A 13,574-nucleotide genomic window follows, 5' to 3' on the forward strand; every position below is an offset into this window, starting at 1 on the left:
GCACACGCAGCCGTCGGTCACGGCGACCGAGCTAACGCCAGGGCGGCGGGTCGGCGCGGTGGAGCAGCGGGTCGCCGGCCCGGAACGTGCGCACCGGGCCGGGCGGGGTGCGCGGGCCCTCGAAGCGCACGGTGACCCGGCCGAGCCCGGCGCCCCAGACCCAGCCGGCGCCGTGCTCGTCGTGGTGGACGTCCTGGCCGGTGCGCCATTCCAGGTCCACGGCAGGGGCCGGGGCGCCGGCCGGCTCCAGTGGTTCGAAGGTGGCCTCGGCGCCGATCGGGAAGAGGCCGTCCTGGGCGAACTCGGTCAGCGCCGAGACGCCCACACCCAGCAGGCGCAGGCCGCTCGTCACGTCGATGTCGGCGAGGAGCCGCCGGGCCGCGTCGAGGATCGTGGCCGGCTCGTCGGTCGGCTGGTCCCGGGTGGCGGAGCGGGTGATGGTGGTGAAGTCGAAGTACCGGGCCTTCACCGTCACGGTACGCCCGGACAGCCCCGCCGCCCGCAGCCGTTTCGCCACCCGGTCGGCCAGCTGGTCGAGCTCGCGGCCGAGGGCGGCGCGGTCGGCGACGTCGGTGCCGAAGGTCTCCTCGGCCGAGACGGACTTCGTGTCGCGCTCGGGGACGACGGGCCGGTCGTCGTCGGCGCGCGCGAGGCGGAACAGCCCGTTGCCGTGCGCCTGCCCGAACCACGCCACGAGGTCGATCAGCTCCCGCGCGGCCAGGTCGCCGATCGTGCGCACCCCGGCCTGGCGCAGCCGCTCGGCGGTGGCCGGGCCGACGCCCCACAGCTTGGTCACCGGGAGCGGGTGCAGCACCGCCAGCTCGTCGCCCGGGCCGACGACCGTGAGGCCGTCCGGCTTGTCCAGGTCGGAGGCGATCTTCGCGACCAGCTTCGACGTGCCGATGCCGACCGAGCCGGTCACGCCGCCGGTGGCGGTGGCGATGCGGGCCTTGATGTCGCGGGCGAGCGCGGTCACGGCCGGCGTCACGCAATCGTGGCCGCCGGCTGCCAAGTCGACGAACGCCTCGTCGATCGAGACCTGCTCGACCAGGGGCGACACCTCGCGCAGCAGCTCCATCACGACCTGGCTGGTTCGCCTGTACGCCTCGAAGCGCGGCACCAGGTACGCCGCCCCCGCCGGCAGCCGGCGCCGCGCCTCGGCCATCGGCATCGCCGAGCGCACCCCGAACGCGCGGGCCTCGTACGACGCCGTCGACACCACCCCGCGCCCGGCGATCCCGCCCACGACGACGGGCCGGCCGCGCAGCGACGGCTTGTCCCGCTGCTCGATGCTGGCGAACGCGGCATCGAGGTCGAGGTGCATGATCGTCCGGGTCGAGGTCGGGCTCAAGACAGGCGCAGCGTCCCCGTCGCCGACACCACGCCGGAGCCCTCCACGACCACCCGCGAGCCGGTGACGGTCACGGTGATCCGGCTGGGCCGCCCCATCGCGTGCCCTTGCTCGATGACGACCGGCGACGGCGCGAGTCCCTCGGACACGAGCAGCGCGGCGAGCGGCCCGGCGGCCGTACCGGTGGCGGGGTCCTCGGGAATGCCCATCGCCGGGTTGAAGAACCGCGCATAGGCGCCGCCGTCGAGCGTGAACACGTAACAGCCCTCGCCGCCGCACTCGCGCAGCACGGCCACGAGCCGGTCCGCGTTGACGGCGACGCCGTCCACGTCGGCGCGCGACCCGACCGGCACGAGCAGGTGCCCGGCGCCGGTGGACACCACCCGCGCGTCGCGATCGGCCACGAGGGACGACTCACGCAGCCCGAGCGCGGCGGCGAGCGCCGCCCGGTCGGACGCGACGGCGCCGAAGAACGGCGGCGACTGCTCCATCGCGATGGAGATGCGGCCGTCGGGGGAGCGCGTGGCGTACACGGGAAGGACGTCGGCGCCGATTTCCTGATAAAAGGTGTCGGCGTCACGCGTCAGCAGCGTGCCGGCCAGCCACAGCCAGGCCCCGAGCGCGTTGTGGCCCGCCCCGAAGACCTCCTCGCCCGTCGGGGTGAACGAGCGCAGCCGCCGCGTGGCCCCCGGGCGGGTCGGCGTGACGACGAACGTGGTCTCGGACTGGTTGAACTCGCGCGCGATCGCGCGCAACTGCGCGTCGGTGAGCCCGTCCGCGTCGGGCACGAGCGTGAGCGGCGCGCCGGTGAGCGGGGCGGCCGCGAACACGTCGACGTACGCGAACGCGGTCACTGCAGCCCGGTGCGCACGGAGGTGATCCGCTGGGTGTTGAAGCCGAGCCAGTGCATGCGCCCGACGTACCGGGCGTGCTCGATCTTCAGGCAGCGGTCCACGACGACGTCGAGCCCGGCGTCCTCGGCGATCTTCGCACCCTCCTCGTTGATCACGCCGAACTGGCACCAGAGGGCCTTCGCGCCGGCGGCGACCGCCTCGCGGGCGATGCCGGGCAGCGCGGCCGGGGCGCGGAAGACGTTCACCACGTCGATCGGCACCGGCACGTCGGCCAGGGACGGGTACGACGTCTCGCCGAGGATCTGCTGCTCGCGCGGGTTGACCGGGATGACGGTGTACCCGTGCCGCTTGAGGTAGTAGCCGACGAAGTACGACGCGCGCAGTTCGTTCGCGGACAGTCCGACGACCGCGATGGTGCGCGCGGTGTGCAGTACACGCTGAATGGTCTGGGTGTCCTGGTAGTGCTGGAGGTCCATCAGCCCGCCTTGGAGACGTTGGTGAAGCCCTGCTCGAGGTCCCACAGCAGGTCCTCGACCGACTCGGTGCCCACCGAGAGCCGCACGGTGCCGGGGCCGACCCCGGACGCGGCCAGTTCGGCGTCGCTGAGCTGCCGGTGGGTGGTGCTCGCGGGGTGGATGATCAGGCTCTTCGCGTCGCCGACGTTGGCCAGGTGCGACCAGAGCGAGACGCCGCGGATGAGGTTCTGCCCGCCCTCGCGCCCGCCCGCGCAGTCGAAGGAGAACACCGCGCCGGCCCCGCGCGGCAGGTACTGCTCGACGAGCGCCTTGTACCTGCTGCCGGGCAGGCCGGGGTGGGTGACGTTGCTGGCGAGCTCGTGCTCCTCCAGGAACGCGGCCACCGCGAGCGCGTTGCTGACGTGCCGCTCCATGCGCAGGCTGAGCGTCTCCAGGCCCTGCAGGAACAGGAACGCGTTGAAGGGCGACATCGCGGCGCCCAGGTCGCGCAGCGTCTCCGCGCGCAGCTTCATCAGGTACCCGTACGTGCCGAACGTCTCGTGGAACTGCAGCCCGTGGTAGGCGGGCGACGGGTCGGCGATCACCGGGAAGCGCCCGTTCGACCAGTCGAAGGTGCCCGCCTCGGTCACGACGCCGCCGATGCTGGTGCCGTGCCCGCCGATGAACTTGGTCGCCGAGTGCACGACGATGTCCGCGCCCCACTCGATCGGCCGGCACAGGTACGGCGTGGCGAACGTGTTGTCCACGATGAGCGGCACGCCGTGCTCGTGGGCGATCGCGGCGACGGTCGCGATGTCGAGCACGTTGCCGGCCGGGTTGCCGATCGTCTCGGCGAAGAAGGCCTTGGTGTTCGGCTGGACCGCGGCCCGCCAGGCGTCCGGGTCGTCCGGGTCGACCCAGGTCAGCTCGACGGTCATCTTGCGCAGGAGGTGCTTGAGCTGGTTGACCGTCCCGCCGTACAGCGCCGAGGAGCTGACCACGTGGTCGCCCGGCTGCAGCAGCGTGAACAGCGCCGCCGCCTGGGCCGCGATGCCGCTGGCGAACGCGACCGCGCCGACCCCGCCCTCCAGGTTGGCGATGCGCTCCTCGAGCACGGCGACCGTCGGGTTCATGATGCGCGAGTACGTGTTGCCGTACTCCTGCAGGTTGAAGTACGCGGCCGCGGACTCCGGGTCCTCGAACACGTAGCTGGTGGTCTGGAAGATCGGCACCGCCCGCGCCCCGGTGTTGGGGTCGGGCCGCTGCCCGGCGTGCAGCTGCCGGGTCTCGAAGCCGAAGTCCCGGTCCTGCTCAGCACGAAAAGTCACTCGCTGTCGCCTTCCTCGCCGAGGAACCGGCGGATGATGGGCGTCTGCCGGGCCTCTTCCAGCAGGAAGCAGTCGTGGCCGTAGGGCGCCTCGATCAGGTGGAACTCTACCGCCTTGCCGAGCTCGACCAGTGCCGCCTCGATGTCGCGGGAGGCGGCGGGCGGATAGAGCCAGTCGGAGCTGAACGCGATGAGCAAGGTCTTCGCCTGTACCGCCGACAGGGCCTTCGCCAGCGTCCCGCCGTGCTGGCGGGCCAGGTCGAAGTACGTCAGCGCGCGGGACAGGTAGAGATAGGTGTTCGCGTCGAACCGGCGCACGAACGAGTTCGCCTGGTGCCGCAGGTAGTTCTCGACCTGGAACTCCGGCTCGGTGATCGTGTACCGCACGTCGTCGGCGAACTGCAGCCGCCGGGCGAAGCGATCCTCGAGCGCGGGCGCGGACAGGTACGTGATGTGCCCCACCATCCGCGCGACGCCCATCCCGGCCTCGGGCGCCCGGCCGGTCCCGTGGTAGTGACCGCCCTGCCACGCCGGGTCACCCATGATGGACTCGCGGGCGATCGCGTTCCAGGCCACGCCCTGCGGGTGCAGCGCATGCGTGCTGGCGATCACGACGATCGCGCCGACCTCGCCGGGGTACGAGACGGCCCACTGCAGTGCCTGCATGCCGCCCAGCGAACCGCCGGCCACCGCGGCCAGCCGCTCGATGCCCAGTTCGCGCAGGACCGCGCGCTCGGTGCGGACCATGTCGGCCACCGTGACGACCGGGAAGTCCGAGCCGTAGGGGCGCCCGGTGGCCGGGTCGGTCGAGGACGGGCCGGTGGTGCCGCGGCAGCCGCCGAGCAGGTTCGTGCACACGACGAAGTACCTGTCGGTGTCGAACGCCTTGCCGGGACCGATCATGCCGTCCCACCATCCGAGAGCCTTCCCGGCGGCGCCGTCGCGGTCCTCGGCCGCGAACCCGTCCCGCGTGCCGGCCGCGGACGGGCTCGCCGACAGGCCGGCCGCGTGCGCGTCGCCGCTCAGGGCGTGGCACACGAGGATGACATTGTCCCGTTCGGGAGCAAGGTTGCCGTATGTCTCATACGCGACTCGGACCGGGAACAGCTCGCGGCCGCAGTCAAGCTGAACGGGAGCCGGAAGGTCGATGTACTGCGTCTCGACTGAAGGTGTATTGTCCATCGCCCTAGTGGGTGTTATAGGTAATCGGACCAGGATTATAGGCAGCGCGAAGGAGAGAACACGATATGACTTCCGCCGACAACGGTGTCAACGTTCAGGCACTGCTCGATGCGCGCCAAGCGCTCAAGGACGCCCCTGAGGCCGCGCAGTTCACCTGGCGCGCCTCCTCCCGCTGGGACAACGGCGTGCACAGCACCACCACGATCGAGAAGTTCTTCGGCCTCGGCCAGGAGCAGACCCACAAGGCCGTCTCGACGTTCCCGTCCGACCACCCGGCCGTGTTCGCGGCCGAGGACAACGGCATCACCCCGATCGAGTACCTGCTCGTCGGCCTGGCCGGCTGCCTGACCGCCGGGGTGGCGAGCGTCGCGCAGAACCGCGGCATCCAGCTGCGCTCGGTCGAGGCGCAGGTCGAGGGCCAGCACGACATCCGCGGCATCCTCGGCGCCGACAGCGACGTGCGCAACGGCTACGAGGGCATCAAGGTGACCTTCACCATCGACGCCGACGCCTCCCGCCAGGAGATCGAGGCGCTCGTCGCGCAGTCGCAGAAGCGCTCCGCCGTGTTCGACGCGCTCACCAACCCGACCGACGTCACGGTCGAAGTTGCCTGAGCGGTACTCCGCGGTCGTCATCGGGGCCGGCCACGCCGGCCTCGCGGCGAGTCACTTCCTGCGCGAACGCTCGATCGACCACGTCGTGCTCGAGCGCGGCGAGGTCGCGAACTCCTGGAAGCGCGAGCGCTGGGACTCGCTGCGGCTGCTCACCCCGAACTGGCTGACCCGGCTGCCCGGCCAGCCGTACGACGGGCCGGACCCGGACGGCTACATGACCAGCGACGAGGTGGCGGCGTTCATCTCGCGCTTCGCCGCCGCCGCGCCGGTGCGATCCGGCTCGCCGGTGACCTCGCTGCGCCCTGACGACGACGGGTATGTGCTCAACGACTCGGTGCACGCCCGGTCCGTGATCATCGCCAGTGGGGCCTGCAACGTCCCGGTGGTGCCGGCCCTCGCCGCCGGGGTGCCCGACGGGATCGCGCAGGTCACGCCGCACCAGTACCGCGGGCCGGCCGATCTGCCCGAGGGCGGCGTGCTCGTCGTCGGCGCCTCCGCGACCGGCGTGCAGCTCGCCGCCGAACTGCACCGCTCGGGCCGCAAGGTGACGCTGTCCGTCGGCGAGCACGTGCGCATGCCCCGGCTGTACCGCGGCCGGGACGTGCTGTGGTGGATGGACGCCGCCGGGGTGTGGGACCAGCGCCACGACCAGATCGACGACCTGGAGCGGGCCCGCAAGCTCTCCTCGCCGCAGCTGGTCGGCGACGAGAAGCGGCGCACGCTCGACCTCAACGCGCTCACCGAGCTGGGCGTGGAGCTCGTCGGGCGGTGGGCGGCGGTGCGCGACGGCAGGGCGCTGTTCTCCGGCGGCCTGCGCAACCTGTTCGCGCTGGCCGACCTGAAGCTGGTCCGGCTGCTGGAGACGTTCGACGCGTGGGCCGGGGATGTCTCCGACGAGCGGCCGGAGCCGACCCGGGTGCCCGCCAAGAGCCGGCTGCAGCTCGACCTGACCAGCGGCGAGATCCGCACGGTGGTCTGGGCGACCGGGTTCCGGCCCGACTACTCCTGGCTGGACGTGCCGGTGCTCGACGCCAAGGGCCGGCTGCGGCACGACGGCGGCGTCGTCGAGGGCGTCTCCGGCCTGTACGCCCTGGGCCTGCCCGTCCTGCGCCGGCGCAAGTCCACGTTCATCCACGGCATCGAGGACGACGCCCGGGAGGTGGTCGAGGATCTCACCCGATCTCTACTAGGCCGATCGGGATAACCGGCATATTGTGCGGGCATGGACCTGTTCGTCTCCGGTGACGTGTTCCTCGACATCGTCTTCGCCGGGCTGCGGCGCCTGCCCCGGCCCGGCGAGGAGACCTGGGCGCCCGGCACCATCCCCTCGTCCCGTCCGACGCGGTGGCCGGGCGGCTGCTCGCCGCGTACCGCCGCGCCTTCCCGGAGCTCTCCTACCTCCGTTAGGAGGCCTTCCCCGGAGCTCTCCTACCTCCGTCCGGAGGCCTTCCCCGGAGCTCTCCTACCTCCGTCAGGAGGCCGACGGGGCCGCCGCCGCTGCCGGGACGATCCAGCTCTGCACGGCGCCGTGCGGGGTGTAGTCCACAGTGGTCGGCCGGGTCGCCTCCGGGGCGGAGAACGTGATCCAGCCGCGCACGCAGGTGCCGTTGGCCAGCGAGCGGGACGTGAACGGGTACTGCGGGCGCGGGAAGGCGTCGTCGTTCTTCTCCGCCGCCGGCGCCACCGAGTTGTCCGCGTAGTGCAGCGACCACGTCTTCCAGTCCACGGTCACGTCCTTCTTCGCCGCGTCCAGCGTGCACACCTGCACGTCGGCCGAGGCCCAGGTGTAGCCGGCCGGGCCCGCCTTCGGGCCGTTGGCGACGCTGGGCAGCTTGAAGTCGTAGACGGTCGCGCTGACGGTGTCGAGGACCCGCGCGGACTGGCCGAGCGCGATCGGCGGCCCGGCGGTGGGCCGGGCCGCCGGGGACTTCGCCGGGGCCGTGGTGCGCTTCGACTGGGGCTTGTGCTGCGGGTCGGGCCCGCCGCAGCCCGCGATCGCGAGCGCCGGAAGGAGGAGGGAGCAGACGGCCAGGATGCGTCGGTTCACCCTGCCAGGGTAGTCAGGCGAGGAAAGAGCCGTACCGCCCGTTCAGGATGGCGGTCTTCTGGGCCTGGCTGAAGTGCGTGTTCGGGTAGCTGTAGAACGAGGCCGACATCGGCGTGCCGTCGGTCGAGGTGGAGTCCGGCAGCCCGAAGCCGTGCCCGAGCTCGTGGACCATGCCGCCGTACCAGCGGTTCATCGGCCCGTTGAGGCCCGCCCCACCGTCGGCGTCGTGGCCGCTGAGCGTGACCCAGCCGGGGCTCGCCCCGCCGCCGGACTTGCCGACGTCCTCGGCGCTGATCTCCCCGACGCACAGCCAGCGGCTGTCCGGGTTGGCGATGCCGAACCGGCGCATCAGCTCCTGGTGCATGTTGCCCACGACGCACCAGTACCGGTCGCCGTTCGGGTCGCAGTTCGTGTTGATGTACCAGTTGCGGTCGTGCTCGCCGTTGACCACCTCGACCACGGTGGCGTTGAGCGTGAACGTCCTGCCGAGTTCCTGCTTGTAGTACCGCTGGGCCTCGCGCATGACGGCGGCGATGCCGTCGGGGTAGCGCTGGTCGAACGCCACGTCGGTCGGCTTGAGCCAGAACACCCGGACGGTTTTCAACGCCGGCCCGGCGGGTGAACTGCTGGCGCTCGGGGTGGCGCTCGGCGTGGCGCTTCTGGTCGCGCTGGCGGTCGGGCCCACGGTGCCTGTACAGGTGACGTTGTTGAGTTTGAAGGCGGTTGGGACGGCATTCGTGCCGCTCCAGGCGCCGTTGAAGCCGAACGACACCGTGGCGTTCGTGGCGATGGCGGCGTTGTAGGACACGCTCGTGGCGGACACGTTCGCGCCGCTCTGCGTGACGGTGGCGTTCCAGGCCTGGGTGACGGTCTGGCCGTTGGCGTAGGACCAGGTCAGCGTCCACCCGTTGACCGGGTCGCCGAGGTTGGTGACGGCCACGGCGGCGCCGAACCCGCCCTGCCACTGCGACGCGATCGTGTACCCGACCCGGCACCCGGCCGCCGCCGCGCTGGCCGAGCCGGTGGCGACCGCCGCCGCTGCACCGGCGGCGACGACCAGGGCAGCCGCGACCGCGACCCCGCGGAGCTGATGACGATGCACGCTACGACTCCTCTCATCAACGATCTCCGATGCCATGGCATCCGCCACTCTGCGCGCCGAAAACCTTTTCGGCAACTGTGTGTGAAACTTCCACGATGAGTTTCCGACTGGCGGCGTACGCCGTGTGCCTCGCGTCCGACCGGGTCCTGCTCGCCCGGTGCCCACCGGTGTGGACCCTGCCCGGCGGCGGGGTCGAACCGTCGGAGGACCCGTTCGACGCGGTCATCCGGGAGGTGGCGGAGGAAACGGGTTGCCGCGCGGAGGTCACCCGGCTGCTGGGCGTCGACTCCCGGGTCATCCCGGCGGCGCAGGCGCGGTTGGGGATCGAGCACCAGAACGTCGGTATCTTCTACGAGGTCCGCATCACGGGCGGTGCGCTTCTGGAAGCTGAGGCGTCGTGGACGGCGCTCGCCGAGGTGCCGCTGCTGCGCCGGTCCTCGCTGGTCGACGTGGGCCTGGAGCTGGCCCGGACCCTTCCGCCGACCGGGCACGTCGGGCCGGTCGCCGTCGGTGGTCTGGTCGAGCACTAGGCGCGGTCCGTCAACACTTGGGTGAGCATGCCAAGCGTGGGCCAATCGACGAGGTCGCCGGCCCGGATCGCGGCCCAGGTGTGCAGCTCGACCCAGGTGCGCTCGGTCGAACCCGCCTCGCCGAACGGGGTGTCCGTTGTCGCGCGCAGGGTGTCCACCTCGCGCTCGGTCAGCTCCGCCGAGAACAGGTGCGCGCGGTGGGCGGACAGGGTGCCGGCGATCTGGCGGTGTCCGTGTGCGCGCAGCCGGTCCGGTCGAATGGACAGTCCGGTCTCCTCGTGCACCTCCGCCGCCGCCTGCTCGAGCGGCGGGACGTCCTCGGGGCCGGCCCCGCCGGGCAGTTCGTGGATGAATCCGTCTGTTGTGGACGCGGTGGAGCGGAATTCGCGCACCAGCACCACGAGCGTCTCGTCTCGCGTCGGGGCCGGCCGGAACAGCACGACGCTGGACAGGTCCGCGCGCGACAGCACGATCTGGCGCGCCTTGACCCGATCCTCGGCGGCGACGCGGATGTCGGTGAGCAGCGCCCAGTACACGACCTGCCGTCTGCGCGCCCCCCGCCGGAACACCCACTCCACCCGCGCACTGAGCAGTTCGTTTCCGGCGTCCACGTGTGCGCGGTACCACTGCTGGAAACTGCGCGTCCGCCACACGATCAGCGGCACCTCCCGCTCGCCGCGCTCGCGTCGCGCACCGGGCGACAGCCCGTCGAGCGCTTCGGCGAGCGTTTCGTCGAGCGTCTGCGCGGTCGGCACGTGCTCGGCCGTGGCCCCCGCGATCAGGTACCGGTTGCGCGGCGCCTCGGGCGGCGCCCCGAACACCGCCTTCCCGCTGCGGTGCCAGGTACCCCACTCGACGTTGGTCGTGAACGCGGGCATCGTGGCCGGCTCGCGCGGCACCCAGAAGACGATCCGGTCCGCGAGGTGCAGCCCGGCCTCCTCCCAGCCGATCTGCCCCAGGTAGTCGGGCACCACCCCGGTGGCCGGCTCGGGCGAGAACACCACCAGCCGCCCGCCGCTCCACCGCCGCTGGAGCTCGATCGCCGCGGGCCGCCAGCTGTCCACGTCCGCGCTGCGCGGGGTGGGCCCGGCGAGAAACACCGCGGCGTCCCACCACGGCGGCGGCTCGTCGGGCGGGGTGACCACGATGATCTCGTCGCTCATGGGCCCAGCATGCCAGCTTGACCTCAACGCCGGTTGAGGTCTTCTCATGGAGTCATGACGGACATCAAGCGGGCCCTGGTCGTCGGCGCGACGGGCAACATCGGCCGGATCGCGGTCGGCCTCCTGCGCGAACAGGGCGTCCAGGTGCGCGGCCTGGCCCGGAACGCGCACGGCCTGCCATCCGGCGCCGAGGCGATCAGCGCCGACGTGCGCGACCTGAACGCTCTGCGCGCCGCGGCGGACGACGTGGACGCGGTCGTGCTCATCTGGCCGTTCATGAGCGCCGGCGGCATCGACGAGGTCGCCCCGGTGCTGGCCCGCCCCGGCCGCCGCATCGCGTACGTGTCCGCCATGCACGTCCGCGACGACCGCTCCCCGGACCAGAACGGCGTCTGGGGCCAGGTCGAGGCGGCCATCCGCGCGACGGGCGCCGACTGGACGTTCCTGCGCGCGAGCGGCTTCGCCACGAACACCCTGCAGTGGGCCCCGGCGATCCGCGCGGGCGACCCGGTCCGCATCCCGTACGTGCGGGCCGCGCGCTCGCTCATCCACGAGCGCGACCTGGCCGAGTCGGCGGTCGCCGCGGTGACGTCCCCGGCGTTCGCCGGCCGCTCGTACGTCCTGAGTGGACCGTCCGCGGTCACCCAGGAAGAACAGGTGCGGCTGCTGGGCGGCGTGGCGCTCGAGATCAGCGCCGACCAGGCCCGTGCGGCGATGGACCCGGGCTTCGCCGACTCCGCCCTGCCGTACTGGGCGTCCCTTGTGGACAATCCGGAACCGGTCGCGGACGGCGTGCGCGAGCTCACCGGCCACGGGGCGCGCACGTTCGCGCAATGGGCCACCGACCACGCGGCCGACTTCCGCTGATCAGTCGCTGTCCGTGGCCGCGATCAGGGTGACCGTGCGCCGGTCCGGCCACAGCGCCGCCAGGCCGGTGTCGAGCGAGTCGGCCAGCTGGATGTGCCAGTCCGACACGTACGACAGGAACGTGCACTCCCGCGCGGCCGACTCGACCGCCGCGAAGTCCAGTGCGTCCACCCCGACGAGCGCGGCGAGGCACTCCCAGGCGGCGAGCCGTCCGTACGCCGCGAACTTGCGCGGCCCGTACACCGGGCCGGAGGAGGCGGTTTCGTGCAGCTTGCGCAGGGCGTCACCGCCGCCGATGCGGGACACGCGGACGAACGACGATCCGGCGCTGCGCGGGCCGAGCGCACGCAACTCGGCCGCGCCGAAACCGTCCAACGGCCCTTCGAGCGTGAACAGCCACGCATCCGCGCAGTCCGCGTCCACGCCGGGCCACGGGTGCACGCCGAGCGGGCGCTCGGCCGTGCACGTCACGCGCGCGGCCCCGGCGACCGGCAGCTTGACCGCAGCCGTCGTCTCCCGTTCGAGCGCCGTCCGCGTCCGTGGCAGGACCGACAGCGGATGCCCGGCCGCCGCGAGCCGGTCCGCGAACTCACCCGCGACGGCCTCGGTGGCGTCCGTGCGCATGACCATCTCCTGCCACAGGCACGCCGCGAGCTCGTCCGTGGCCTCGGCGCCGGCGAACACCGGCAGCAGGTCCGTTTCCCGCTGCGCCATGGCCAGGTACGCGGCCACCTCCGGCAGGCCGTACCGCACCTCGCCCCACGCCAGCCCCCGCCGGGCCGCGCTCCGCACAAACGTGACACGTCCCGGATCCCCGGGCGTGGTCGCGAGCCGGCGCAGCGCCGCCTCGAAGCCGAAGCGCTGCGGATAGGTCGGCCGCGGCACCGCGAGCAGCGCCTCGGCCAGCCGGGTCAGCCAGTGCGGGGCCGCGCGCCGCACCGCGGTGTCGGTGACCCTGACCGCCGTGGTCCAGTCGCGGTCGCGGTACCTCTCGGCCAGCCCCATCCGCCGTACCGCCTCCGCGACCTCCATGCCCCGGAACGCTAGCGGCCGGGATCAACCCCGCAGTCGCTGCGGCCCCACGCACGGTGCGGTGGCGGCCGTGATTGGGGCCGACTGGGCGTACGAACGCGGCGGCTTCGTGCCCGGGGACGTTGGCGGCCGGCATCAACCCCGGCTGAGCTGGCCGCGCAGGATGCCCAGGGACTTGGTCAGCAGGCGCGAGACGTGCATCTGGGACAGGCCCAGCTCGGCGGCGATCTGGGACTGGGTGCGGTTGCCGAAGAAGCGCATCGCGATGATCTTCTGTTCGCGCTCCGGCAGGCGGGCCAGCAGCGGGCGCAGCGCCTCGCGGGCCTCGACCTGCTCCATGTCGTCGTCGTCCGCGCCGAGGAGGTTGCCCAGGTCACTCGGGCCGTCGGACTCGTTGGAGCCGGACGGGGCGTCGAGCGACAGCGTCCGGTACGCGCGGCCGGCATCGAGGGCCTCGATGACGTCCTCCTCGCTCAGCTCCAGCTCGGCGGCCAGGTCGGCGACCGTGGGGGAGCGGCCCAGGCGCTGCGTCAGGTCGCCCGTGACACGGTTGATGTGCAGGCGGTTCTCCTGAATGCGCCGCGGTACCCGCACGTCCCAGCACCGGTCGCGGAAGTGCCGCTTGAGCTCGCCCGTGATGGTGGGGATGGCGTAGCCGACGAACGCGGCCCCGTTGGTGGGGTCGAACCCGTCGACGGCCTTGATGAGCCCGATGATCGCCACCTGGTCGAGGTCGTCCTGCTGCTCGCCGCGGTTGCGGAAGCGGCCGGCGAGATGGTGGGCCAGCGGCAGGTACAGCTCGATGACCCGCCCCCGCACGCGCCGGCGGTCGGCGCCCTCGGGCAGGTCGGCAAGCAGGCTGAGCAGCGCCAACGCCTCGGCATCCTCGGCGCGGCGGCGGGCGTTGAGTTGGATCGTCATGAAGGCAGACCTCACGGCAGCAGGGAAGAACCCGGATTTGGTACCGGACGCCCGCTGCTTGAGCGCCTTATGTCCTCGACCGTAACCCCGATCTTGGCCGACTTCAACTATTGCGTCGATTTGTGCGTC

At 72.3% G+C, this 13,574-nt stretch carries 14 protein-coding genes; 4 read left to right on the forward strand and 10 right to left on the reverse strand.

Annotation, left to right across the window (positions count from 1 at the left end):
- Window positions 1–31 precede the first annotated feature (31 nt).
- From ACQPZ4_RS22055 to metX, 5 genes are read right to left on the reverse strand one after another with little or no spacing between them, the layout of a single operon-like run.
- Complete coding sequence (locus tag ACQPZ4_RS22055) at window positions 32–1,351, reverse strand: DNA polymerase IV (RefSeq protein WP_433064240.1); 1,320 nt, start codon at window positions 1,349–1,351, stop codon at window positions 32–34.
- Window positions 1,348–2,205 (reverse strand): PhzF family phenazine biosynthesis protein, encoded by an 858-nt coding sequence (locus ACQPZ4_RS22060; protein ID WP_433064243.1) that lies wholly within the window; start codon window positions 2,203–2,205, stop codon window positions 1,348–1,350. Before ACQPZ4_RS22060 ends, ACQPZ4_RS22055 begins: the two co-directional genes overlap by 4 nt.
- Complete coding sequence (locus ACQPZ4_RS22065) at window positions 2,202–2,681, reverse strand: CoA-binding protein (protein WP_433064246.1); 480 nt, start codon at window positions 2,679–2,681, stop codon at window positions 2,202–2,204. Before ACQPZ4_RS22065 ends, ACQPZ4_RS22060 begins: the two co-directional genes overlap by 4 nt.
- Window positions 2,681–3,988, reverse strand: coding sequence for an O-acetylhomoserine aminocarboxypropyltransferase/cysteine synthase family protein (locus tag ACQPZ4_RS22070; protein ID WP_433064249.1), 1,308 nt, complete (start codon window positions 3,986–3,988; stop codon window positions 2,681–2,683). The genes ACQPZ4_RS22065 and ACQPZ4_RS22070 overlap by 1 nt, the downstream gene beginning before the upstream one ends.
- Window positions 3,985–5,169, reverse strand: a complete 1,185-nt coding sequence (metX, locus tag ACQPZ4_RS22075; RefSeq protein WP_433064252.1) for a homoserine O-acetyltransferase MetX — start codon at window positions 5,167–5,169, stop codon at window positions 3,985–3,987. Before metX ends, ACQPZ4_RS22070 begins: the two co-directional genes overlap by 4 nt.
- Before the next feature lie 65 nt (window positions 5,170–5,234).
- Here metX and ACQPZ4_RS22080 point away from each other — a divergent pair, with 65 nt between their 5' ends.
- Together ACQPZ4_RS22080 and ACQPZ4_RS22085 are read left to right on the forward strand one after the other, a co-directional pair.
- Window positions 5,235–5,783 (forward strand): OsmC family protein, encoded by a 549-nt coding sequence (locus ACQPZ4_RS22080; RefSeq protein WP_433064255.1) that lies wholly within the window; start codon window positions 5,235–5,237, stop codon window positions 5,781–5,783.
- Window positions 5,776–6,987 carry an NAD(P)-binding domain-containing protein gene (locus ACQPZ4_RS22085; protein ID WP_433064258.1) on the forward strand — a complete coding sequence of 404 codons (1,212 nt, stop codon included), beginning with the start codon at window positions 5,776–5,778 and terminating at the stop codon, window positions 6,985–6,987. The genes ACQPZ4_RS22080 and ACQPZ4_RS22085 overlap by 8 nt, the downstream gene beginning before the upstream one ends.
- A 267-nt stretch (window positions 6,988–7,254) precedes the next feature.
- Here ACQPZ4_RS22085 and ACQPZ4_RS22090 read toward each other — a convergent pair whose 3' ends face one another.
- The gene (locus tag ACQPZ4_RS22090) at window positions 7,255–7,830 is read right to left on the reverse strand and encodes a hypothetical protein (protein ID WP_433064261.1); all 576 of its coding nucleotides are present in this window, start codon (window positions 7,828–7,830) and stop codon (window positions 7,255–7,257) included.
- 13 nt (window positions 7,831–7,843) lie between these two features.
- Complete coding sequence (locus ACQPZ4_RS22095; RefSeq protein ID WP_433064264.1) at window positions 7,844–8,932, reverse strand: cellulose binding domain-containing protein; 1,089 nt, start codon at window positions 8,930–8,932, stop codon at window positions 7,844–7,846.
- A 95-nt stretch (window positions 8,933–9,027) separates the two neighbouring features.
- On the opposite strand from ACQPZ4_RS22095, the gene ACQPZ4_RS22100 reads away from it, so the two are divergent.
- On the forward strand, window positions 9,028–9,462 hold the full coding sequence (locus tag ACQPZ4_RS22100) for an NUDIX hydrolase (RefSeq protein WP_433064267.1): 435 nt from the start codon (window positions 9,028–9,030) through the stop codon (window positions 9,460–9,462).
- Here ACQPZ4_RS22100 and ACQPZ4_RS22105 read toward each other — a convergent pair.
- A complete protein-coding gene (locus ACQPZ4_RS22105) occupies window positions 9,459–10,625 on the reverse strand; it encodes a nucleoside 2-deoxyribosyltransferase domain-containing protein (protein ID WP_433064270.1) in 1,167 nt (388 codons plus the stop codon). The genes ACQPZ4_RS22100 and ACQPZ4_RS22105 overlap by 4 nt on opposite strands.
- Before the next feature lie 54 nt (window positions 10,626–10,679).
- Here ACQPZ4_RS22105 and ACQPZ4_RS22110 point away from each other — a divergent pair, with 54 nt between their 5' ends.
- Window positions 10,680–11,492 (forward strand): SDR family oxidoreductase, encoded by an 813-nt coding sequence (locus ACQPZ4_RS22110; protein WP_433064273.1) that lies wholly within the window; start codon window positions 10,680–10,682, stop codon window positions 11,490–11,492.
- Here the strand turns inward: ACQPZ4_RS22110 and ACQPZ4_RS22115 are convergent, their stop codons facing one another.
- Together ACQPZ4_RS22115 and ACQPZ4_RS22120 are read right to left on the reverse strand one after the other, a co-directional pair.
- Complete coding sequence (locus ACQPZ4_RS22115) at window positions 11,493–12,524, reverse strand: DUF6183 family protein (RefSeq protein WP_433064275.1); 1,032 nt, start codon at window positions 12,522–12,524, stop codon at window positions 11,493–11,495. It lies immediately after the preceding gene.
- Between the two features lie 135 nt (window positions 12,525–12,659).
- Window positions 12,660–13,445 (reverse strand): RNA polymerase sigma factor SigF, encoded by a 786-nt coding sequence (locus ACQPZ4_RS22120; protein WP_433064278.1) that lies wholly within the window; start codon window positions 13,443–13,445, stop codon window positions 12,660–12,662.
- Window positions 13,446–13,574: the final 129 nt, after the last annotated feature.

Origin of the sequence: Dactylosporangium sp. CS-033363 (genome assembly GCF_050942475.1) — a bacterium.
Taxonomy (GTDB): Bacteria; Actinomycetota; Actinomycetes; order Mycobacteriales; family Micromonosporaceae; genus Dactylosporangium.